This is a genomic window from Acinetobacter sp. FB (assembly GCF_056033405.1).
In genome coordinates this window covers 665608-689749 of record NZ_CM148502.1, presented here as the reverse complement: position 1 = coordinate 689749, position 24142 = coordinate 665608, and the positions used below count along the sequence as shown (strand labels likewise).

Below are 24142 nucleotides of genomic sequence, written 5' to 3'. Positions count from 1 at the left end.
CAATATATTCATAAAAAAAGCCCCTCGGAAGGAGCTTTAATTTAGTGAAATAAGCCTTCATCAATTCAATAGCTTACCAGATATCAGAATCTACTTTTTTCTTCAATTCTGGATAATTATCAATCTTAAATTCAGGCTCTTGAATGCCTTTCTTTAACTGAGATGTGTAGTCTTTCAATAAAGTACGTGCTATAGGTGTTAATAGTAAGATCGCTACCAAGTTAATGGTCGCCATAATACCCATGAACAAATCTGCTAAAGACCAAACCAGTGGAACACTACCGATTGCACCAAAGTACACCATCACTAATACGAGCACTCGGAAGATGAACATCACTTTTGGATTATTATTAATAAACTGCATATTACCTTCGGCATAAGCATAGTTACCTAAAACAGCCGAATAACAGAATAAGAATAATAAAATCGCGAGGAAATCACCGCCCCAACTTCCGACCTGAGTTTCTAAAGCACGCTGTGTGAGTTCAACCCCAACAAATCCAGCATCGTGATAGACACCCGAAACTAAGATAATAATTGCAGTACTTGTACATACTATGAAGGTATCGACAAACACACCCAACATTTGAACCAAACCTTGGTTCACAGGGTGTTTTACATCTGATGCCGCAGCAGCATTCGGCGCAGAACCCATACCCGCTTCATTTGAGAACAAACCACGTTTGATCCCTTGCATCATGGCCATAGAAATCATGGCACCAAAGAAACCACCTGCAGCTGCATTAAACTGAAATGCTTCGGTGAAAATTAGTTTGAAAATGCCTGGCAACAACTCGTAATTACTAATCGCAATATATAAAGCAACAGCTAAATAGAGACCTGCTTTTAATGGCACAAACATTTCCGCAAATTTTGCGATACGTTTGATACCACCGAAGATTGCTAATGCAACCATAACGACAAGTGCAAGACCTACCCATGAAATTTCGAGATCAACGCCACCCAAGTGTGCAATCAGATTCGCTTTATCCCAACCCCACGCATGAGAAGAAGCATTCGCAATCGCATTGATTTGAACTGAGTTAAAAACAAAACCATAAGTAAAAATGAGGGCAAGTGCAAAGATCACACCAAAGGTTTTACTGCGTAAGCCCTGAGTAATGTAATAAGCAGGTCCTCCACGGAATTGCTTACTATTACTATCTCTGACTTTAAATAACTGAGCGAGTGAAGATTCAATAAACGCTGAACTCATACCCAAAATTGCGGTAAACCACATCCAAAACACAGCACCAGGACCACCAATCGCAATTGCGATTGCTACACCAGCAATGTTACCTACCCCAACTCGACTGGCTAAGCCCGTTACAAACGCCTGAAATGGTGTCAATCCGTGCGTATCTTTTTCGCCTTTACGGCTGCCTTTCATGACTTTGATACTATGAAAGAACATTCTAATCTGTACTGCTTTCGTTGCAACAGTATAGAAAATCCCTACTGCCAGTAGGAAAATGACCAGAAAGTCCCATAAAGGATCATTAAAAAAACTTACCCAAGCCATCAGGGTGTCATTTAATTTTTCATTCATCACTTATTCGCTTTTAAATATTTTATGTACGCCCGTACATATACGATAACAATGGATGAACCAAAAAAGCCCCACATGGGGCTTTTGATCCGACTTAGGCAAAGAATTTCAAAATTAATTGAATTACTGTTGCATTAATTAAATCAACAAAGAACGCACCACAAAGCGGAACAATTAAAAATGCTTTATGTGATGGTCCATACATGTTGGTAATTGCTTGCATGTTAGCAACAGCTGTTGGCGTTGCTCCCATACCGAAACCACAGTGACCTGCAGCAAGAACTGCTGCATCATAATTTTTGCCCATGACACGGAAAGTAATAAATGCTGCATACAACGCCATGGTAATGGTTTGTGCACCCAAAATTACAACCAGCGGGCCAGCCAAATCGGCTAACTGCCACAACTTTAATGACAACAATGCCATCGCTAAATAAAGTGACAAAGATGCATTACCAAACACATCGATTGCACGATCAAAAATATCAACTTTTAATACGCTTTCTAAAATATTACGCAGGATGACACCACCGCCCAATGCCCATACAAAGGTTGGTAACTCAAACCATGTGCCTTTGCTATAACCTGTCATAAACTCAGCAAATGCTAGACACGCCGCAAACATACCCAGTGTAGTAATCGCATTATCGGCCGTGATTAAACGCACTTGATGTGGATTTTCAAATGGTGCGAGTTCATCAGGGTGTTGATCTAAATGGGTATCACGATTCTTAATCGCAGTGGATGATTGTTCTTGAGCGAGGCTATAACGATTGATTAATAATTTTGCAAGTGGCCCACCAATGATGCCGCCAATGATCAAACCAAAAGTTGCACTTGCCATACCTAGTGCTAATGCACCCTGAATTCCATGTTGGCTTTCAAGAATTTCACCCCATGCCCCTGCTGTACCGTGTCCACCTGTTAAAGTAATTGAACCTGCAATCAATCCGACTAAAGGATCAATACCTAAAAGCGTTGCAAGGCTCATACCGACAGCATTTTGAACCACGATAAACGAAGCAACACAGACTAGAAAAATAACCAGTCCTAGTCCACCTTCTTTCAACTTCATAAAATTGGCACTCAAACCAATTGAAGCAAAGAAAATCAGCATAAAACTCGTTTGTAATTGGCTACTAAAAACAATGCTATAACCCCACATTGAATGGACCAATAGCGAAACAACAGCTGCAACCAAACCACCAGCTACAGGTTCAGGAATATTGTAACGACGCAAAAAATCAATTTGATTGACAAGAAAACGCCCTAACAGCAGCACAATGACGGCTGAAATCAGGGTATAAAAACCATTAAAAGTAAATTCCATATCTTCTTCCGTTTATTTTATTAGTCTTTTAGACGGTTTTTCCATCATTTAGCTAATAAAATAGTAACTCTCAAAATGAGTGAAAACTCAATCAACTTAATAAAAAGCATACAGTTCTTTGTAAGAACTCAACCAAAGAAAGTGATTCGTTTCCACGGATGATTACGTTTATAGGATTAGGCTAGAAGTTGTAGCGAGCCATTGCGCCTACACGGTTATCCTTACCTTTTAGACCATTAAAGGTTTTACGTTCGCCATAGATATATTCCAAACCAAACGTAATCGGAGTAACTGGTGAATACATGATGTTCCACCAACCTTGTTGCAAGGTTTTGTTCTGCGTTGTATCCGCAAATGCTTGTTGTGCAAATTGACTATTATCTTTTGCAAACATTGCGCCATACGCTAAAGTACTACGCAATTTAGGGTTAACTTGATAAGTTGTACCAACGGTGAGTGCATCAAACTCATTCAGATTCAACTCAAAACTATTGGGATTTACATTAAAAGCACTATTGGTATAAAGCAAAAACTTACTATCACCTTTCACATGCGAATAATCGATCATCGCTTGTAAAGAATCAGTAAATTTATACTTACTTCCTACTGCAATACCCCACCCTAGATCAGCATTATCAGTTGTCAATTGATTATTATTCTTATCGTAACTGGCTTTGCTACGCGCTTCTGTTACTAAAACACGGGCTGAAGCCGTACCTTTGCCATCATCAAAATCATATTTTAACTTAGAGGTTAAAGCTGGAGCTCGGTTGTCGTCATTGCCTTTTTCTAAAGCAAGCATATAACTGATGTCTGGATTAAATTTTCCGCTATAGCGAACCATCGGAGTACGATAAGTACCTACTCCTAAAGGAGAATTAAAATCAATCATTTCTGGCTGTAAATCTGTCGCCAAGAACGTAGATGTGGTTTGACCAAATAACCAATTATTTAAAGTCATATACGCATGGCGGATACGAATCGTATCGTTACTACTACCACCACGAAAATCGACTTCTAATTTCCCGCCAACATCTGCTTCTTGAATGGGTGCTTTAAAATCTAAACCTAATCGCGTAACTGTTGCCGTACTATAAAAACGATCACTATTTTTTTCATTGCCTTCAAGATCAACTTTATTGATTCGGTTAAAAATAGCATCGCCGCCTTTTGTCTGATACGAGGCATCGCCACGTAGAAAACCGTATAGCTGAACTTGCGCACCCGAAGCAGAATTAAAACTCAAAGGCGATTTTTGAGCCGCTTGCTGGGTATTAGATGAAATATTTTGAGTGGATACTGAAGCAACAGTAGTAGATCGCTGGGTATCGTACTGCGGTACATTATTTTTTTGTTTTGACTGAGGAATATATTGTTCCAATAAAGCTCTTAATTCTTTTACTTCATCTCGAAGTTGTTGAATTTGTTCTTGTTCGCTAGCAGCCTGCGCATTGTTCATCATGAAGACAGCAATGGTAAACGCCAATCCCTGAACTATGAACGGCTTACGGATGAGAGGTAAACTCATGAGAAGCTCCTGTATTCGTGTATATTTCAACATTTTCCATAAGCATAAAATTGGGTAAATAAATATGCTTATCATAGAAAACTTCCCTCACCTTCTTGGTCAGAAAAGCCTAATCAATTTTTAAAAAGGGCGTATTATGCATAAATTTAGATTATTGTGTGTATTTTTTTATTCCAATCATCATAACGATTTCAGCGTGTATCAATAAATACTATTTCTATTTCATTGTGTTACAAATATATTTCTTTTTCACATAAAGATAACAAATTAAAAATTTTATGGACAATCTCATCTCGTTAATCTTTACTCGACTATTTTTTATTCAAATCTCAATCTAGGACTAAAAATCCATCCTCAAATCTATCTTATTACTTTATAGTCTCAGCACATGAGAAAGAGCAATAAGCCTAGGAACCTTAAGATGAACATGGAACAAATCCGTTATGTGGATGATGCGATTACAACCCGTCATTCTGTACGTGCATTTTTAGATACACCAGTTGCAACAGAAACAATCAAAGATATTTTAAATGTTGCTGCTCGTGCACCATCAGGTACGAATACTCAACCATGGAAAGTCTATGTGGTGACAGGCCCAAAACGCGCCGAGATGATTGAGCGAGTTTGTACCGCTCAACAAGCACTTTTTCAACAACCAGAACTCGCTGAACAATATCAAGAAACTTTCGCCTACTACCCTGAAACATGGATTTCACCATTTATTGATCGTCGTCGTGAAAATGGTTGGGGACTATATGGTTTGCTGGGTATTCAAAAAGGCGAAAAAGAAAAAATGGCGGCACAACAATTGCGCAACTATCAATTGTTTGATGCGCCTGTCGCACTTTATTTTACAGTCAATAAAGCAATGGGAATTGGTTCAAAAATGGATATTTCCATGATGATCCAAAATGTGATGATTGCGGCAAAAGCACGTGGTTTAGATACTTGCCCACAAGCCGCATGGAATCATTTTCACCCCATCGTTTTAGATGTTTTGGGTGCTCCAGAAAATGAAGAGTTGGTTTGTACAATTGCCTTGGGATATGCTGATCCTGATCATATCGTCAATACCTTCATTACTCCCCGTGAACCCGTTGAAAACTTTACAGTATTTTTAGACCAGTAAATTGTTTAAATAACAGTATCTCTATGCAGAGGTACTGTTTTGTAGCTGTTTTCCAACTTTTAAAATTGCAAATAAACCTGCGCTAGTAAACATCAACATCATAATGCCCATATTGAGGCTCGCTTTCCATAACAAGAAATTTAAAATCACACCACCCAACAAACCACATGCAAACTGCATACTCCCCATAATCGCACTCGCAGTTCCAGCACGCGCACCCTGCTTAGACATCGCCAAAGCCATTGCATTAGGACCAGTTAATCCAATACCAGACACAACTAAAAAAAGACCAGACATTAATAACCACAATGGTGCATTCGCCATCAGCCCCGCACTGATGACAACAAGTGCTCCAAAGCATTGAATCGAACCACCTAATCGTAACCGCTGAAAAATACCCATTCGAGTATTTAAGTGCTTATTGATTGAAGACATCAACATAATCCCAGCTGCATTAAATGCAAATGCATAAGAAAACTGTTGCTGAGACAGTCCATACTGCCCCATAAAAACGGCTGAAGCAGAGCTGATATAACAGAATAATGCTGCGCCAGTTAAACAACCTGCAAACATTGGTACTCTAAAGCTGTCATCTTTTAGAATTGCAGCATAAAGTGTGGTGACTTGATAAATTGATAACTTTAAACGGCGTTCAATAGGTAATGATTCTTTAAAGAAGAAATGTATACACAACCAGCAGATCACACCAATCATTGCCAACGTCAGAAAAATAGCGTGCCATGGGAAAAATGTCAGAATCCATGCACCAAACATCGGGGCTAGAATAGGCGCAAGCCCCATTACGATCATCATGCTTGAAAAGGCTTGAGCTGAACCTTGCATGTCTAAGCGATCACGTATAGCTGCTCTCGCAATCACAACACCAACACAACCACCTAAAGCCTGAAAAATTCGTGCAGCAATCAAAGCCCATTCATTTGTTGTAAACGCACAAGCCAAACTTGCAATCACATAAAGGCTAAGCCCAAAATATAAGGGAGGCTTGCGCCCAATACGATCACTCACAGGTCCATAAATTAATTGACCTATGGCTAAACCCAAAAAGTAAGCAGGTAATGTATTTGCAATCATTTGGGTACTTACCCCAAACTCATTTGCCATTTGGGGCAATGCGGGTAAATACATATCAATTGACAATGGACCGAGTGCTGTCAACAAAGCAAGTAACAAAATCCATGCTGTTGAATACTGACGCTGATTCGATTGTTCTACCTGCATAATCCTCTACTTTTCAAGTTTATTTATTTTTCTAAGCTTAGCATCCTCACCATATTTGTGCATAATATTAGAGTCTGCTGATACCTGAAAAATGTTAACAGGCATGATCATAAATTGATTGCCGAATATAAAAGGACAACCATTGAATCCTTGGCTAGCACGTTTAAAACAAACCACCTATAACACCACGTTAATGTATAACGTGCGCATGCTGATCGCTTTCGCAGGAACAGCATTCGTTCCTTATCTTTTAAATTTTCAACTTGCGACGATTCCACTGACTTTAGGCGTTGTTGCGGCAGCAATTAGTGATATTGATGATCGCTTTTCTGTCCGTATTCAGAATCAGATTTATACCTATATTGGATTTTTTATCACAGCTGCATCGGTCCAATTGTTATTCCCCTACCCAATTATTTTTGCAGTTGGATTAATTGTTTCCTGTATTGGATGGATTTTATTAGGTTCTTTGGGGCGGCGTTATGCGACCATCGCTTACGGATGTTTAGTGATTTCTGTCTATACCATGCTCGGTGTACACTTATTTGAACAATGGTATTTACAACCAGCATTCTTAGTTTTGGGAGCCGCTTGGTATGGAGTACTTTCAACAATCAGTTTCTTGCTGTTCCCTGTACGAAAAGTACAAGACCAACTTTATGCATCCTATAATGCTTTAGGTAGTTTTTTATTTGCTAAATCAAACTTATTTGATGTGGACATGACTCCATCCAGTTATCAACAAAGTATGATTGATATTGCATTAGAAAATGGCAAATTGGTAGCTATTTTTAATGATATGCGAATGTCACTGTTAACTCGCTTAAAAGGTGACCGCGGCCAGAAAGATACTCGTCGCAGTCTACAATACTATTTCGTCGCACAAGATATTCATGAACGTGCAGACTCCGCACATATTGATTATCAAAAGCTAGCGAAAGTATTTCAACACAGTGATATCTTATTCCGTTTTCAACGCATTCTCACGATTCAGGGTAAAGCCTGTCAGGATTTAGCCCAATCAATTTTAAGCCGTACCCCTTACGTGCATAACAAACGCTTTAAACACAGCTTTGAAAATTTAAGAGTTTCCTTAGAAAAATTAAGAGAAGATGGACTTTATGATCAAGTTCGCATCAATGCATTATTTGCACTCTATCAAAATCTTAAATCGATTGATGCACAATTACAGAATTTAGAAACGGAAAGAAATCTGAAATTAATCAATGCACAACAAGCAGAAAATCAATTAAAAGATGATGATTTAAAAGGTTGGAATGATATTCTAGTCCGTGTTAAACAACATTTAACCCCTGAGTCTGTGTTATTTCGCCATGCAGTTAGACTTTCAATCGTCTTGTTTATTGGTTATGTCTTTATTCAATTAACCCATATTGCTTATGGTTACTGGATTTTGCTCACAGCATTGTTTGTTTGCCAACCTAACTTTAATGCCACCAAACGCCGCTTATATTTGCGAATTGTTGGAACTCTAATTGGTATTATCGTGGGGCTAACCATCATCTATTTTATTCCTTCGGTTGAAGGGCAACTGGTGATGTTAGTTCTCAGTGGCGTACTATTTTTAGAACTTCGAAGTAAACAGTATGCTCAAGCGACAGCTTTTATCACGATTCTCGCTTTAATTAACTTTAATCTAGATGGTTCTGCATTTGCGGCAGGATTCCCACGCTTTATTGATACCTTGATCGGCTGTGCCTTGGCATGGTTTGGGGTCAGTTTCATTTGGCCAGATTGGAAATTCCGCAGGCTACCTCGCTCGATTCAACGTTCTTTACAAGCCCAATGTACATACTTAGCAGAAGTAATTGAGCAATATCACCAAGGTCGTAATAATGCATTAAATTATCGTGTAGTTCGCCGTGCTGCGCACAATACTGATGCAGAAGTTGCTTCTCTCATTTCCACACTTGCCACAGAACCCAATATTGAATCTACTCAGAAAACTTTGGCTTTTGAGTTTCTATGCTTAAGTCATACTTTTTTAAGTTATATTGCTGCACTTGGAGCTCATCGGGAACAAATTCAAGATCAAGAGGTTCTAGCCTTGCTCGATCAAGCATTAGATGATATTCAAGGTGCTCTGCTTAGAGATGAAGTTCCTGATTTATCTGCACAAAATATGATGCAAACCATACGAGAGCATTTAAATCGCAATGATGAAAACAATCAAAAGTCTCTGATTATTTTACAGCAGCTTTCGCTTATGCTTAGCATATTGACCCGTTTAAGTATGCTCAAACAAAGTCTCAGTCATGAACCGAATGAAGATGGCACTGAGTTTGCTTCTCTTTAATTTATCCGCCATTGGCATAATATCTTTGAGTGCCAATTGGTGTTAAACTTAACTTAGTTCTAAACTCATTTTTTAAACTATGACCGCCAAAACGCTATACGCTTATACGCTACAACCTGTTCCTTACGAAGTCTCTGAAGCTGAACAACGTCAAGCTCAACTGATGATTTGGCGTAGTACCAATAAATTCAGTAAAAAAGCATGGATGATTATGATTGCACTTGTGGTGCTTTCATTAGTTTCAGCAGGACTGATTAAGTATTATTCAACCTACTCAACTGTATTGTGTTGGGTTGTGATCATTGCTGTGATCCTTTTTTATCTTGTGAAAAAATTTGGTCTTGAGTGGTACGTTAAACGCAAAATGACAGAATTTCCGGTTCAAGAGATTAAAGGTCTTCGTTTAGGCGTACAACCCCATGGTATCGTGATGCGCCAGAAAGTTGGATTACAAGAAGGTACTGCGACCATTGGCTGGAAAGACATTTACGAATGGTACAACTCTCCAGAGTTTATTTTAGTCAATTTCAAAGTAAAAACACCAAAAGGCGAACAACAACAAGGTGCTTACATCCTACCTAAGCGTATGGATTCTAAGAATTTCTCTTTTAACACGGTACGTAAACATTTAAATGAAGTTGTAGGCGCACCAAAGTCAATTTAACGCCTATGATTCTAAAAACCTCTCGAAATGAGAGGTTTTTTTCAACTTCATAATAATAAATGAGAATCAAAATCAATATTACCTACAAAATCCATATTATGTTCGTATTCTTGAGTTATAATTTTTGACATAAATTTCATTATCTTTTCATTTTTGACCATGTCTAAAAAAGTCTTCTTCCAAATCCATTGGTTTTTAGGGATTACTGCAGGGCTTATACTTTCTTTAATGGGAGTAACCGGTGCAATTTATTCTTATGATCAGCAAATTTTAAAATGGCTCAACCAAGACAGCTATGTCGTTGAGGCTGCTCAAACACCAAAACTTAGCCCTGCCCAGTTATACCAACATTTCAATCAGCAACAACCCGAGATTCAAATTAACAGCATTACTATTGCTGCCGACCCAACAGCATCTTCTACCGTCAATATTAAAAAAGAAGGTGCACGTCGTGGTTATAATATGATGGTGAACCCTTATACCGCTGAGGTCCTACCTGATATTAAAGGTCGTGATACTTTACAATTTATTCAGCGTTTACATCGTAATTTAACCGCTGGGGAATTTGGGGCACAGATTACTGGGGCATCTACGCTGATGCTGATTTTCTTTGTATTGAGTGGCATCTATCTGCGCTTTCCAAAGAAGCATAGTATTAAACAATGGTTTTTTATTAAGCCAAAGCTAAAAGGTCGTAATTTTATTTGGGACCTACATGCAGTGGTGGGAACTTGGGTCGTTGTGTTTTATCTACTGTTTGCTTGCACTGGCTTATATTGGTCTTATGACTGGTGGCGTGCAGGTATGTTCAAGGTCATGGGTGTTGAACAGCCACAACGTAATCAACAAAATAATGAACGCGGCAAAGATAAACAACCTAAGCTGACAAACGCACAGCTTAATACTATCTTGATGCAAACATGGACTGGGGTAAATGCCCAGATTGGTCGTGAATACTCAAGTTTAACCCTGAATATTCCCAAAAATGCGGATACCAAAGTTGAACTCTCTTTTGTCGATGCCATTCCTCAACATGAACGTGCACGTAACCAAGCGATTTATAACTATCAAGACAATAAATTCGAAAAATTTGAACTGTATGAAAACAAAAAGCTCAATGAAAAAATCATGAGCAGCATGTTGCCTGTGCATCGCGGCAGCTTCTTTGGTTCAACCTATCAATTTATTGCCATGCTGGCATCATTGGCCATGCCACTATTCTTTGTAACGGGCTGGATGTTGTATCTAAAACGTCGCAAGCAGAAAAAGCTGACCCAAGCGGCACGTCAATCACTCAGCGCACAGCAGGTTGATCCAAATGCCAAGCCTTGGCTGATCACTTATGCGACGCAAACAAGTGTAGCTGAACAACTAGCATGGCGTACTGCGACTAGCTTGCAGGAAGCGCAACAGCCAACGATGGTTAAACCGATTCAGCAACTGACAGAACAAGACCTACAACAAGCATCACAGGTTTTATTTGTAATCAGCACATATGGCACAGGTGAAGCACCTGATCTTGCAGCAAGTTTTAATAAGAAACTGATGCAACAAAAGCTAGAGTTAGCTCATATGCAATATGCAGTGCTTGCACTAGGATCAAGAGAATATCCTGACAGCTATTGCAGCTTTGGTTATGCCGTTGATGCATGGTTAAAACAATGCAAGGCACAACCATTATTCGACTTGATCGAAGTAGATAATGCCAACAGCAATGATATTCAATGCTGGAATCAAGCGCTTTCGGTGGTGACTAAGCATGAACTACATGCCATGAATATAGAGAAAGTGTTTGACCAGTGGACTCTCGCTGAACGTACATTGCTCAACCCTAATAGCTTAGGACAAGCAGCCTACAATATTGAACTTCGTTCCGCTTCTGATATGACTTGGCATGCTGGCGATATTGCAGAAATTCAGCCTGCCAATTGCTTGGCAGACATTCACAATTTCTTAATCAAGTATCAGATTCCAGCACACAGTGTCGTTGAATCATTGAACCAAGAGATTGAACAGCTCTTGTGGAATAGAAACCTAGGGGTTGAAATCAAGCCTTTCAGTACGCTTGAAGATTTACTCGAACAACTACCCACCCTACCTACACGTGAATATTCGATTGCCAGTATTCCTTCGCAACAACTCCTGAGACTGGTCGTTCGTCAAAAACGTGATGAACAGAATCAACTTGGTCTTGGTTCAGGTTGGCTCACTGAATTTGCTCAGTTGCAGCAGACCATTGCCCTGCGTATTCGGACCAATGAGTCCTTCCATCTGATTGACGATAACCGTCCAATTATCTGTATCGGTAACGGCACAGGCATTGCAGGCTTGATGAGTTTATTACAGCAACGTAATCGACAAAACTATACTGCCAACTGGCTAATCTTTGGTGAACGTCAACGCGAACATGATTTCTTTTATCAAGAAACCATTCAAGCGTGGTCGAATATGGGAAGCTTACAACGTTTGGACCTCGCCTTCTCTCGTGATCAAGAACAACGCATCTATGTACAAGATATTTTGCGAAGCAATGCTGATGAACTTATTAAATGGATTGAGCAAGGTGCGGTGATTTATGTCTGCGGTAGTATCGAAGGCATGGCTTCAGGAGTCGATCAAGCTTTAATAGATATTCTCAGCGAAGAAAAAATGGATCAACTCAGGCAGACTGGACGTTATCGTCGAGACGTTTATTAAGCCCTTTTAGATCTAAAAACGAGTGCCAGCCACTCGTTTTTTTCATCAAACCATAAGAGAATTTGCCTTTCTTAGAATTTTGCATACACTGAGCACGGTTCAAATCAACACAATTAAGATTATGCAAATAAGTTCATGGGTTCGTCTTGTTTTAGCCCTTATCGGTTCAGTTCTGTTCTTAGATGGCGCTATTCTGATCGCCTTTAAAAAGATTCATATTGGGACAGTACTACCGCTACTACTTGGGCTATTTTTTTGCCTCTATGCTTATTTCTATTATCATATCGAGCGTTTCTTCTTCTATCATTTCCGTCTGCATTCGATTTGGCGCTTCGGCTGGTTGTGTTTCTGGATTTGGGTCGTCAGCTTAGGCTATTTCTTTAATTACATTTCAGACAATAATACCAAAACTCAAAATATCCCTGCGGTTAAAGCCATTATTGTATTAGGCAGTGGCATTGAAAATGGACAACCTTCTGCCACATTGGCGAAACGCTTAGACCGTGCTGCCCCTATAGCTTTAGCACAACCTCATGCCAAATTAGTCATGACAGGTGGTATTGATTTTGGTGAAACTGATAGTGAAGCGATTGTCATGTCACGTTATGTACAGCAGCACTATCATATTCCTGCCTCACAGATCATCTTGGAAGATAAAAGCACGAGTACTGAGCTGAATCTTAGAAATAGCCAACACTTATTACAGGCACAACAGATTGACATCCATCAACCGATCGCGATTGTGACCAGCGATTTCCACACATTACGCGCTGCCGCCATTGCAAAGAAACAAGGCTATCGTAATATCATTATGCTTGGCGCAACGACACCAGTCACGACACGCTATAATGCATGGTTGAGAGAATACTTTGCTTACGCCAGTGGTTGGCTTCTGAATGAATATTGATTGGGGTTGTCCCCCAATCAATTTATCTCATTTAATTGTGTAGACGAATATCTCTAGGCAAAGGTAACTTTAACTCAGCAAATACATCTGGTCGTTGTAAATAAATTTGGTAAAGAAAGTTTTTAATATCCAATAAAAAAGTATCAGGTGAAACCAATAGATTGTTACCCTCAGGGGTAAGGTCTAAAGATAGAATGGTATTATTTTCTTTTAAAAAAGGAATCATCTTTTCAATGAAAACCCACAGTGACACTTCCTGAATCTCGTATTTAGCCCAATTATCTTTAATCAATAATTTTGCCAAACCTTTATTTTGCCAAATCGATAATGCGTGTTGACCAGATGGTGTTGAACATAAGGCCCACCCATCATGATAAAGCGCAATAACTTGGCGTTGTATAATAATATTTTGAATAAATTGACGATAAATATCTTTTGGTGAGGAACTAGAATTTGTTGTTTGTGATTTCGACGCAGCCTTGCGTTGATATGGATTTTTCATAAAATAGTTCAATATTAGAATCATTATTGACGCTAATAATAAAATAATTCTATATAAATTACAAGGATTTGAACTAGAAGAGAAATTATGGTGGGCGCTGACGGGATCGAACCGCCGACATTCTGCTTGTAAGGCAGACGCTCTACCAACTGAGCTAAGCGCCCTGAGCGAGAGTAAACTCGTATCAGAGATCAAGTATAAGTATACTTGTTAAAACAAACATTCTCAAAAAAGATATTAAGAGAATGGCGCAGCGGACGGGGCTCGAACCCGCGACCCTCGGCGTGACAGGCCGATATTCTAACCAACTGAACTACCGCTGCACTGCTTACTTCTATTAAGAAATATATGTCACTAATTATGGTGGGCGCTGACGGGATCGAACCGCCGACATTCTGCTTGTAAGGCAGACGCTCTACCAACTGAGCTAAGCGCCCTGAGCGAGGTAACAAATTTAAAGCAATGCTTTAAATATTGTTTAAGTATAAAAGAATTTAGACTCTAATCTACTTAACTCTATCTATTCTTGCAATCTTAAAGTGGCGCAGCGGACGGGGCTCGAACCCGCGACCCTCGGCGTGACAGGCCGATATTCTAACCAACTGAACTACCGCTGCACAATAATTTTGCAATTATAGGGTAAAACGATATTAAAACTTAAGTGGCGCAGCGGACGGGGCTCGAACCCGCGACCCTCGGCGTGACAGGCCGATATTCTAACCAACTGAACTACCGCTGCACTTGAGTTTTAACGTAAAGGCTTGGTGGGCGCTGACGGGATCGAACCGCCGACATTCTGCTTGTAAGGCAGACGCTCTACCAACTGAGCTAAGCGCCCTTAACGTCTTCATCGTTTGTGAGGTGCATTATAGAGAATCTTTACAGCCTGTCAAACGCTTTTGCCATTCTTTTCTGAAAAAAGCGTACGAATGATTAAAAAATAAGTAATTCATTGAAAAAATCAAGATTTTCGTATTTTATTTAAGCACTTATTCATATTTTCATCCTTCATTTTCTAAAGTATGTTCTGAAATATAAACCAGCGCCTGCTCAGAAATCAGCTCAAATAACTCAATAATCTCATCATTCTTCATCCGAATACAGCCATGTGACATCGGAATGCCCATCGGTTCTATATCAGGCGTGCCATGAATATAAATATATCGTTTAAATGTATCGCAACCATTTCCATGATTGAATCCATCTTCTAAACCATCCAACCATAAAATTCGTGACAAAATCCAATCTCTTTGTGGAAATTGTTGTGCGAGTTGTTGATTATACACTTCCCCTGTCGGCTTACGTGCAATAAAAACCGTATTTTTCTTTAGATCTGCACCAATCTTTTGTGCGACTTGATGCCAACCTCTTGGCGTCTTACCGCTATTTTCTTGCTCGCCAATACCATTCTTGGCAGAAGAGATCACATAAAATTTATTGTGCTTTGGCAAATGTAGAATTTGTTGTGCTAAATCTATGACGATGTCTGCCTGATCAAGGGTATAAGTCATTTTTATCTCAACAGATGATAGAACACAGTTATTTCAACATAGACCAAAAGCTTTTTCTTGTATTTTTCGGTAGTTTTGATTGTTGATTGATTTTAAATATAAAAAACAAAACAGCATAATAAGATGAAACATACTGTTTTAGATGAGCAAAAGTAGTGCTTTAATCAATTCTCAGGACAAAACATTAAATCGATATTTTTTAATTTTGCTTATCCTCGCCACTCGCGGCATAGCCGCTCGTCTTGCGCAGCTAAAAAGCGTTGCTTTTCTTAACGCTGCTCAGGCTCAGGGCGTAACCACAACCACATAGCAACAATAAACATAGTGAGATCTGTAAAAATCTTGACAAGGAATGGGGCCTTGGTAAACAGCATTAAAATACCACTGATTAGCATCATGATACTGGCAATCCATTTTGCTTTACGCGGTACTGTTCCATTTTCACGCCAATTGCGTAAGGTCGGTCCGTATTTAGGATGATTCAAGAGCCAAGCATCCATTTCAGGCCATCCTTTCGATGCAGCCCATGCTGCAAGGATTAAAAACACAGTGGTTGGCATGCCTGGTAAAATTGCTCCAATGATTCCTAAAATAATAAAAATCACAACTAAACTACGCCAGAACAATGTTTTCATTGAGTAATTAACCAACACATGTTTACAACCATGCTAGTATAAATTGTTTTTATTGCTCTTTCTTAAACTTAACTTATTATTTCCATGATTGAGTAACCGCATGTCTAGCCTAATGAGTACGACCATTTTTTTTGAACCTTGGTTGCAGTTTAAGAATCCTATAGTACGTCACTTGGCTTTTTGCATTGCGAGTCCGAATATTTTAGCTCGAATCCCGCCAGATTTAGAGATAATGCATACTTTTGAGCTCCATTCGGATCAAATCTGGCAAACTCATTATGAACGCTATGAAGAACGCTTAAAACAACTTGATCAACATCCGCAAACCCTCATTGATTTTCTTGCTCAGCTCAAAAGTACTCGCCTTGGGCTACGATTCGAGAACTTACTTTGGTTTTGGTTATTAGATGATGAGTATCATCCTTATCAACTTTTAGGTCATAGTATTCAAAAAATTGCAGGAGCGATTACGCTAGGTGAACTAGATTTCGTCATTTTAAATAAAAACACGCAAGAAATTGAACATTGGGAAGTTGCGCTAAAGTATTACCTAGGCGAAAGTAACTTAGACTTAGCGCAATGGTATGGGCTAAATCGAGAAGACACATTACAAAGAAAATTGAAGCACTTCACTCAACGTCAATTTCAGTTTACGGATGCAAATCATCATCAGATTCAACGTAGATTTGCAGTTATGAAAGGGCAATTATATTTGCCGACTGATTTGAATCAGTTTACATTCCCTAATTGGGTCAACTCATCCCGACGTTTAGGATTATGGGGAACCAAAATTCCCACAACAGATTACTATCGATTACAACGTCATGAATGGTTATGTCCTAATCAACAAGCATCCTCAAAAAATGCAACATGGTGGACAAATGGTCTTTATTATCATGAAACACCTAGTCCCTCTTTTTATATGTTTCGCCAACCCTCTTTATTATTCATTAGATCTTCTTCATCAGATTATTTTTTATAAAGTAACATTTTATAACACTTCTACTATCAAACCATTATGTTTATTTTCTGCATTTTTTCTTAGCCTCTAAGAACATCATAATTACATTTAAACGGAGAAGATGATGAAAAAAATCTTAGTTGCTTCAATCATGACTGCTTTTGTTTTAACTGGTTGTAATACATTTAAGGGTTTTGGGCAGGATGTATCTAAAGCAGGTGACAAAGTTACTCAAACTGCTGAAAAAACTCAGGATAAAATGTAATTTTAGTGAACAACCTTATCTAAACTTAGATAAGGTTTATTTTTGCATACCTTTCTCAATCATATTCCCCTATTATATCGGTTCAGATTTCACCAGATTTAACCACATCTCGCATGAACCATTCCGATACTCTTGAACTTAGTTTACAGCTCCTACGCCAACCTTCTGTCACCCCAATTGACCATGATTGTCAAAATATTATGGCCGAGCGTTTAGCAAAAATTGGCTTTAATATCGAAAACATGCGTTTTGAAGACGTTGATAACTTATGGGCACGCCGAGGCACTACAGCACCTGTTTTTTGTTTTGCAGGTCATACAGATGTCGTTCCTACAGGCCATTTAGATGCTTGGAATTCAGATCCATTTTTACCAAGTATCCGTGACGGTAAATTATATGGTCGTGGTTCAGCAGATATGAAAACAGCACTGGCTGCAATGGTGGTTGCATCTGAACGTTTTGTGGCGAAACATCCAAACCATAAGGGTTCTATTGCATTTTTGATTACATCTGATGAAGAAGGTCCTTCAATCAACGGGACAGTGAAGGTCATTGAAACTTTAGAAGCACGTAACGAAAAAATGAACTGGTGCTTGGTAGGCGAACCATCGAGCACACATCAATTAGGTGATATTGTCAAAAATGGTCGTCGTGGCTCTTTGAATGCTGTTTTGACTGTTCATGGCAAACAAGGACATGTGGCCTACCCTCATTTAGCAGAAAATCCTATTCATTCAGCATCAAAGGCTTTAACTGAACTGTGTGATACTGTTTGGGATAATGGCAATGAATATTTTCCTGCGACCTCTTTCCAAATTTCAAATATACAAGCTGGAACAGGTGCAACAAATGTAATACCTGGCACACTAAAAGTTACTTTTAACTTTCGCTACTCAACTGAAGTGACAGCTGAAATTCTCAAACAACGCGTACTTGAGACTTTAGATAAATATAATTTAACTTATGATATTCAATGGACACTATCAGGTTTACCATTCCTCACCCCTGTGGGTGAATTAGTGAATGCTGCAAAAACAGCGATCAAAAATGTGACTGGTGTTGAAACTGTTCTATCAACAAGTGGTGGAACGTCAGATGGTCGCTTTATTGCACCTACGGGCGCTCAAGTTTTAGAATTAGGTGTATTAAATGCAACAATTCATCAAATCAATGAACATGTAAATGTCGATGATTTAGAGCCACTTGCTGAGATTTATGAGCAAATTTTAGTTGAATTACTTGCTTAAGATACACGATGCGGCAATAAAAAAGGAACTCTTTTGAGTTCCTTTTTTATTTATAACCCTAGTTGGGTTTGAATATTTTGTAGATGAGGGACATAAAACTGTTTTTCCCCAATCTTGACATATTTAAATACGTTATTGTCATCAATGTCTTTTTCTTCATCTACAATTTCAGAAATACGTAAACGAATAGATTCAGGCATTTCATTACAAACCAAAGCAAATCGTTCTGAAACGTCATCACCTTCAACCACCAACGCTACCCCATTTTTATTTGCTGGATCATTTACAGCATAAATAGGAAGTTTGAGATCATGCCATTCAACATGATCAATATTGGTTTGTGTATCCATCGCTGATAACACGATATTCTGTGGTAACAGCATCGGAACTTTTTCATGACATTTAATAATATAAGCGTCAATAAACCCTGTTGATACCGTAATTAAATGTTGTAACTCTTGTTGGTCAATTTGCCCCAAACTTGAGTTTGCGCTTTTTTTTACCATTAATTTTTACCTCATGAGCGCACTGTTAGTAAACTTTCAATATTTTCCAAGAGCGTTTCTTCTTGGAACGGTTTACCCATATATTGACTTACACCAAGTGATAAAGCACGTTCACGATGCTTTTCACCCGTACGTGATGTAATCATGATAATTGGTAAGTCACGATGTAATTCATGATGTCGAACAAGGTTTGTAACTTCGAAACCATCCATACGCGGCATTTCAATATCAAGTAACATCAAGTCTGGCTTAATGGTTTCAAGCTGCTCAATCGCATCCACACCATCTTTCGCAGTCACAACATCATAACCTTGACGCTCTAATAGACGCGAAGTTACCTTACGTACAGTTACCGAGTCATCGACGATCATAATCAAGCGACGTTCATCATATCGCTGCTTGGTGTAAGTTTCATCAGCCTGTTTACTACGTGCTGTAGACTGTGCTTGTCGAGCAATATTTTGACCATCTAAGATCAAACATACCTGACCATCACCCATAATCGTCGCACCAGCAATCACCCCGATGCTTAAGAACTGTTGTCCAATAGGTTTTACAACAATTTGTCCACGAGAACCAATTAACTGATCAACAAGTAATGCGGTCGTTTGTCCCTGTGCACCTTTAACCAACAATACAGGCAATGAGTGAACAACCCCATGCAAACGAGGAATCGGCTGCCCAGCAACAAACTCAGATAAATAACGTAAACGATAACTTTCTTGATCGATCTTGAAATAATCGTCTTTACTTTCAAAGTATTGTTCTAGTGCTGCAGGTGAAATACGAACAATACGGTCAATTTGTGCAAGTGGGAAGGCAAACTGTTGATCGCCCGCTTTTACCATCAAGGCATCACTTACAGCTACTGTAGTCGGTACTCGAATGGTAAATGTTGTTCCCTTACCTAAAACAGAGTTCACACTCACATGACCGCCAAGCGCTTTAATATCGCTCTGAACAACATCTAGACCAACACCACGCCCAGAAATTTGTGTAACTTGTGCAGCAGTACTAAAACCTGGATGGAAGATAAATTGCAGAATTTCTTCATGTTCAAGTTTCTGCTCTTTAGTCATTAAACCTGTTTGAATCGCTTTATCTTTAATGCGATTCACATCGATACCTTTACCATCGTCACTAAATGTCACAACAATATCAGTACCCTGACGACCAATATCTAAAGCGATATGTCCAGTTTCTGGTTTCTTCGCTTGTAAACGTTGCTCTCTGTCTTCAATACCGTGGTCAATCGCGTTACGCAACATATGTTCAAATGGCGCAACTAATTTTTCCAAAATACTACGGTCTAACTCACCTTCAGTATTGTTAACAATTAATTCTGTTGGTCGGTTTAAAGTCGATGCTGTTTGACGAACAATACGTTGTAAACGTGGCAATAATCGAGAGAATGGTACCAATCGGGTACGCATCAAACTTTCTTGAATTTCTGCTTGAATACGAGATTGTTGTAATAACAAGCCTTCCGTATCACGGATCTTCTCAGAAAGTGTAGTCTTAAAGTCAACCAAGTCCGAAGCGGATTCCGCAAGAGATTTTGACAACTGATTTAAAGATGAATATTGGTCCATCTCTAATGGGTCAAAATCTGCGTAGCGAGAGTTCTCACCACCATGACGTGCAATAATTTGACTTTCTAACTCACCTTCCATTCGGCGTAACTGATCTGCCAAACGTTTGATCGCAAGCTCCATCTCCGTTAGCGTACCCCCCAATTGACCAAGGTCCATTTCGATACGCGAACGGTTAATCGCATTCTCACCTGACAAGTCAATCATTTTCTCAATGACGTCAGCAGAGACACGAATCATCTCATTATTTTGTTCAATACGTTCGGTTGTTTCCCATTCACCTAACATTGATGGAGGTTCAGTACCATCGCCTTGAACAAACTCCATTGTATATTCTGGAGTGAAAATATCTTTAGCTGAGAGCTTTTGTGGAAGTTGTGCTGAAACATCCACAAACTCCATATTCTCTAAACTTTGTTTTAAGCCATCAAAGTTCGCATACTGACGTTTGAAAATTGCATCATTCAACCAAGCCAGTGCTGTATTGAGAAGATTATCATAAACGTTCGAATTGAAATGGTGTACACCAAACTGTTCAAATGCATTCTCGAGATGATAAGCAACAATCGCAATTGCATCTAACTCAGCCATACGTGCACCACCTTTTAAACTGTGGGCATTACGTTGTAACTGTAAGAGCAAACTACGATTACCACGTTGATCGAACCATTGTCTTAATAGACCTTTGGCTTGTTCAAGTAGTTCTTCTGCTTCTTCTAAGAATGTTTGCTCAACAAGAGAACGAACATCATCATCTAGCGCAACTTCACGAACAATCTCGGCATTTGAAGTATCTTCTAGAACTTCTTGAGCTTCGACCAATGAGAATTCATCAATTGATAAGTCCGTGAGATCATGCGTTTCGACCACAGCGGCAACATGATTTTCGGCTACAGACTCAAAAGTAGCAGGTGATGACGGAGTAAAATCAATAGATTGATCTGCTTGCTGAAGCAACTGAAGTACGTGTGTAGCAGGATAATCGACTTGTTTATCACGAATGGTTTGAATTCGATCTGCAATATCATCTTGTACTGCACGAATGACTGCGATTAATTGTGAGTTCGGTTGTAACTGCTGATTAATTAATTTCTCATAAATTGTTTCCAATTCATGTGCAATTAAACCAATATGACGTGCTTGAATCATATTTGAACCACCTTTTAAGGTGTGCAAATACCGCATCAAGTTTTTCAATGCACTTACATTTTGTTGATCGGCTGTCCATGTATTTAGATCAGCATCAATACCAACCAATAGCTCATCAGCTTCTTCAAGGAAGATATCTAACAAGTCCGGATCAAAGTCACGATTTGAATCACTCGATTGTAAGCTTTGTTTATCTAAAGCAAATTGTGCAGCTAAATCACTCACATCAACAGCATGAAGTGTTTCAGTTCTTAACGTATTTACAGAAACAGTCGAATCAACCGTGGTTTCCACAGTGGCTGTATGCAAACTATCCAATTCTTCAACGTCGTCAACAGGAATAACCGCTGATGCAACACTTGCTGAATCTTGGTTTGTTAATACATTCAACGCGTGTGTAGCAGGATAATCGACTTGTTTATCACGAATGGTTTGAATTCGATCTGCAATATCATCTTGTACTGCACGAATGACTGCGATTAATTGTGAATTCGGTTGTAACTGCTGATTAATTAATTTCTCATAAATTGTTTCCAATTCATGTGCAATTAAACCAATATGACGTGCTTGAATCATATTTGAACCACCTTTTAAGGTGTGCAAATATCGCATCAAGTTTTTCAATGCACTTATATTTTGTTGATCAGCTGTCCATGTATTTAGATCAGCATCAATACCAACCAATAACTCATCAGCCTCTTCAAGGAAGATATCTAACAAGTCCGGATCAAAGTCACGATTTGAATCACTCGATTGTAAGCTTTGTTTATCTAAAGCAAATTGTGCAGCTAAATCACTCACATCAACTTTGTTATTAGATGGCTCAAATTCAGCAATCGGTGCTTCAACTAAACCTGCTTGTTGCTCAGTTACAGGCGCTTCCAAGAACTCAATATTTTGCTGCGTAAATGAACTCAATTCATTTAATACAAGTTCATGTGCCTTTGTCAAAGTCACACGCTGTCCTGCAGCCAAGGTATCAAACAATTGAATGAACTGTTGATGTACTTGATAATAAAGTTCAAAAGCATAATCAAGATTCAGCAAATCTGGCTTAAATAACAGATCTTGATAACTAGAACGTAACAAACTTGTATATTGATACATACCAATCGTCGCATGATGATGGGTATGTTCTAATAAGGTTTCAGTTTGCTGACTTAACAGTTGAATATATTGAGGAAATTCAGTACGTGCACGCTTCTCAAAATCAAACTCAACGTCAAGAAGATCATTGATATTCAATTCTAGTAATTGCGAAACTAGACCCTGTGGACGTAAAGATTCGCCTTGTTTTTCTTCTAATTGGAAATCGTAGCTATCCCATGCAACATTAAAAGTATTATAAATTTCTTCAAATTTCTGCTGTGAACCTTGGTGTTTCAACGTGTGCAAATAGTCACGAACAAACTGTGCATAGTGTGTCAAAAGTGCCGTTTCATCAGAACTTGAATCAAGCTCTTCTTGCAATAATGTTTTGAATAAATTCTCAACTTTCGAACTTGCTTCAAACACATGCTCAACATGCGCCATAGCAGAGCTGCCACGTAAAGTATGAAGCGCTCGAATTAGCGTATTATAATTATCATTTGTCGGGCGATCATTTAATAAAAATTGATCAATCGTAGTCAAATGATCTTCTGCTTCTTCCAAGAAAATCGATAATGTTTCTTTGATTAACGCTTCATCATCTAGCGGATGACCTATAAATACAGATTCTGAATCTGCGACATCGACAGTATCCATACTTACAGATATCAGTTCGAGACCAGTTGCAGCGTTATCATTCAGCATATTCGATAATTGTAATAACTCAGCTAGCGCTGGTTCTATACTAAGTTGCTGCTGTAATTGCTGACCTAATAAAACCAAAGGTTTTAAATCTATCTGATGTTTTTGAACCAATTTAAAATCATGTACAAGTTTAAAGCGGTAGATATTAAAAATCGCTTTTACATAATGTTGAATATCTGAATTCAACAACACTGTCCCTGCAAGTACTCGATTTAAAGTATCTTCAACCGTCCACGCCAACTCACCTGAAGATTTGGCACCAACCATCCTTCCAGAACCTTTTAAGGTATGGAAATGTCGGCGAATATCTGTGAGCACATCTTGTTGATTTGGCTGTTCAATCCATTGAACGATTAATGGCTCTAATTCAACAAAGATTTCATCTAATTCTTCAATAAAAATTTCAAGAATTTCTGCATCTTGCTCAAGATAACTATCTTCAGGAAGCGTCATCGTTTCAACTAACGTTTTTAATATTTCTTTCATAGCGGCTTCTTTCGTTTTTATCCACTAATTGTGGCTAAAAATTACGTGTATCTATCACACAAGATGTAGCTCCATGTTAGTCATCATCTTGTAGAGATATTCTACATCTCTTCAAAAAAGGGAAAGGACAGATA

The 24142-nt window shown here is 38.8% G+C and carries 17 protein-coding genes and 6 tRNA genes; 8 read left to right on the top strand and 15 right to left on the bottom strand.

What is annotated here, in order from left to right; genetic code table 11:
- Positions 1 to 73: 73 nt before the first annotated feature.
- The 3 genes from AC0JIQ_RS03315 to AC0JIQ_RS03305 form a co-directional block, all read right to left on the bottom strand.
- Positions 74 to 1549, bottom strand: a complete 1476-nt coding sequence (locus tag AC0JIQ_RS03315) for an alanine/glycine:cation symporter family protein (RefSeq protein ID WP_005214267.1) — start codon at positions 1547 to 1549, stop codon at positions 74 to 76.
- Between the two features lie 94 nt (positions 1550 to 1643).
- On the bottom strand, positions 1644 to 2879 hold the full coding sequence (gltS, locus tag AC0JIQ_RS03310; protein WP_336938776.1) for a sodium/glutamate symporter: 1236 nt from the start codon (positions 2877 to 2879) through the stop codon (positions 1644 to 1646).
- Between the two features lie 181 nt (positions 2880 to 3060).
- Positions 3061 to 4407 (bottom strand): DcaP family trimeric outer membrane transporter, encoded by a 1347-nt coding sequence (locus AC0JIQ_RS03305; RefSeq protein ID WP_474202627.1) that lies wholly within the window; start codon positions 4405 to 4407, stop codon positions 3061 to 3063.
- Positions 4408 to 4828: 421 nt separating this feature from the next.
- Here AC0JIQ_RS03305 and AC0JIQ_RS03300 point away from each other — a divergent pair, with 421 nt between their 5' ends.
- Positions 4829 to 5536 (top strand): nitroreductase, encoded by a 708-nt coding sequence (locus AC0JIQ_RS03300; protein WP_005214270.1) that lies wholly within the window; start codon positions 4829 to 4831, stop codon positions 5534 to 5536.
- 21 nt (positions 5537 to 5557) lie between these two features.
- On the opposite strand, the gene AC0JIQ_RS03295 is transcribed toward AC0JIQ_RS03300, so the two are convergent.
- On the bottom strand, positions 5558 to 6775 hold the full coding sequence (locus AC0JIQ_RS03295; RefSeq protein ID WP_474202626.1) for a multidrug effflux MFS transporter: 1218 nt from the start codon (positions 6773 to 6775) through the stop codon (positions 5558 to 5560).
- Positions 6776 to 6917: 142 nt separating this feature from the next.
- Here AC0JIQ_RS03295 and yccS point away from each other — a divergent pair, with 142 nt between their 5' ends.
- The 4 genes from yccS (at position 6918) to AC0JIQ_RS03275 (ending at position 13360) form a co-directional block, all read left to right on the top strand.
- The gene (yccS, locus tag AC0JIQ_RS03290) at positions 6918 to 9092 is read left to right on the top strand and encodes a YccS family putative transporter (protein WP_474202625.1); all 2175 of its coding nucleotides are present in this window, start codon (positions 6918 to 6920) and stop codon (positions 9090 to 9092) included.
- A 79-nt stretch (positions 9093 to 9171) separates the two neighbouring features.
- The gene (locus tag AC0JIQ_RS03285; protein ID WP_004664633.1) at positions 9172 to 9756 is read left to right on the top strand and encodes a YcxB family protein; all 585 of its coding nucleotides are present in this window, start codon (positions 9172 to 9174) and stop codon (positions 9754 to 9756) included.
- A gap of 159 nt (positions 9757 to 9915) precedes the next feature.
- Positions 9916 to 12453 carry a PepSY domain-containing protein gene (locus AC0JIQ_RS03280; RefSeq protein ID WP_474202624.1) on the top strand — a complete coding sequence of 846 codons (2538 nt, stop codon included), beginning with the start codon at positions 9916 to 9918 and terminating at the stop codon, positions 12451 to 12453.
- Positions 12454 to 12574: 121 nt separating this feature from the next.
- On the top strand, positions 12575 to 13360 hold the full coding sequence (locus AC0JIQ_RS03275) for a YdcF family protein (protein ID WP_474202623.1): 786 nt from the start codon (positions 12575 to 12577) through the stop codon (positions 13358 to 13360).
- A 31-nt stretch (positions 13361 to 13391) separates the two neighbouring features.
- Here AC0JIQ_RS03275 and AC0JIQ_RS03270 read toward each other — a convergent pair whose 3' ends face one another.
- The 9 genes from AC0JIQ_RS03270 to AC0JIQ_RS03230 form a co-directional block, all read right to left on the bottom strand.
- A complete protein-coding gene (locus AC0JIQ_RS03270) occupies positions 13392 to 13862 on the bottom strand; it encodes a DUF2750 domain-containing protein (RefSeq protein ID WP_004664639.1) in 471 nt (156 codons plus the stop codon).
- 88 nt (positions 13863 to 13950) lie between these two features.
- A tRNA-Val gene (locus tag AC0JIQ_RS03265) sits at positions 13951 to 14026 on the bottom strand.
- 82 nt (positions 14027 to 14108) lie between these two features.
- Positions 14109 to 14185: transfer RNA gene (locus AC0JIQ_RS03260), tRNA-Asp, on the bottom strand.
- Positions 14186 to 14223: 38 nt separating this feature from the next.
- Positions 14224 to 14299 (bottom strand) — tRNA-Val (locus AC0JIQ_RS03255).
- A gap of 103 nt (positions 14300 to 14402) precedes the next feature.
- A tRNA-Asp gene (locus AC0JIQ_RS03250) sits at positions 14403 to 14479 on the bottom strand.
- A gap of 45 nt (positions 14480 to 14524) precedes the next feature.
- Positions 14525 to 14601, bottom strand: a tRNA-Asp gene (locus tag AC0JIQ_RS03245).
- A gap of 23 nt (positions 14602 to 14624) precedes the next feature.
- Positions 14625 to 14700: transfer RNA gene (locus AC0JIQ_RS03240), tRNA-Val, on the bottom strand.
- Positions 14701 to 14863: 163 nt separating this feature from the next.
- Entirely contained in the window at positions 14864 to 15373 is a 510-nt protein-coding gene (elsL, locus tag AC0JIQ_RS03235) for a cell wall-recycling L,D-carboxypeptidase ElsL (RefSeq protein WP_474202622.1), read from the bottom strand.
- Positions 15374 to 15642: 269 nt separating this feature from the next.
- On the bottom strand, positions 15643 to 16008 hold the full coding sequence (locus AC0JIQ_RS03230) for a YbaN family protein (RefSeq protein WP_474202621.1): 366 nt from the start codon (positions 16006 to 16008) through the stop codon (positions 15643 to 15645).
- A gap of 100 nt (positions 16009 to 16108) precedes the next feature.
- Between AC0JIQ_RS03230 and AC0JIQ_RS03225 the strand changes: the two genes are divergently transcribed.
- The 3 genes from AC0JIQ_RS03225 to dapE all read left to right on the top strand — a co-directional run bounded on the left by AC0JIQ_RS03225 (position 16109) and on the right by dapE (position 18481).
- Complete coding sequence (locus AC0JIQ_RS03225) at positions 16109 to 16990, top strand: DUF1853 family protein (protein ID WP_474202620.1); 882 nt, start codon at positions 16109 to 16111, stop codon at positions 16988 to 16990.
- 100 nt (positions 16991 to 17090) lie between these two features.
- Positions 17091 to 17234: an entericidin A/B family lipoprotein gene (locus AC0JIQ_RS03220; protein ID WP_017196706.1), complete on the top strand. Its 144-nt coding sequence runs from the start codon at positions 17091 to 17093 to the stop codon at positions 17232 to 17234.
- 113 nt (positions 17235 to 17347) lie between these two features.
- Complete coding sequence (gene dapE / locus AC0JIQ_RS03215) at positions 17348 to 18481, top strand: succinyl-diaminopimelate desuccinylase (protein ID WP_474202619.1); 1134 nt, start codon at positions 17348 to 17350, stop codon at positions 18479 to 18481.
- A gap of 50 nt (positions 18482 to 18531) precedes the next feature.
- On the opposite strand, the gene AC0JIQ_RS03210 is transcribed toward dapE, so the two are convergent.
- Entirely contained in the window at positions 18532 to 18987 is a 456-nt protein-coding gene (locus tag AC0JIQ_RS03210; protein ID WP_474202618.1) for a hypothetical protein, read from the bottom strand.
- 11 nt (positions 18988 to 18998) lie between these two features.
- Complete coding sequence (locus tag AC0JIQ_RS03205) at positions 18999 to 24008, bottom strand: hybrid sensor histidine kinase/response regulator (protein ID WP_474202617.1); 5010 nt, start codon at positions 24006 to 24008, stop codon at positions 18999 to 19001.
- Positions 24009 to 24142 lie beyond the last annotated feature (134 nt).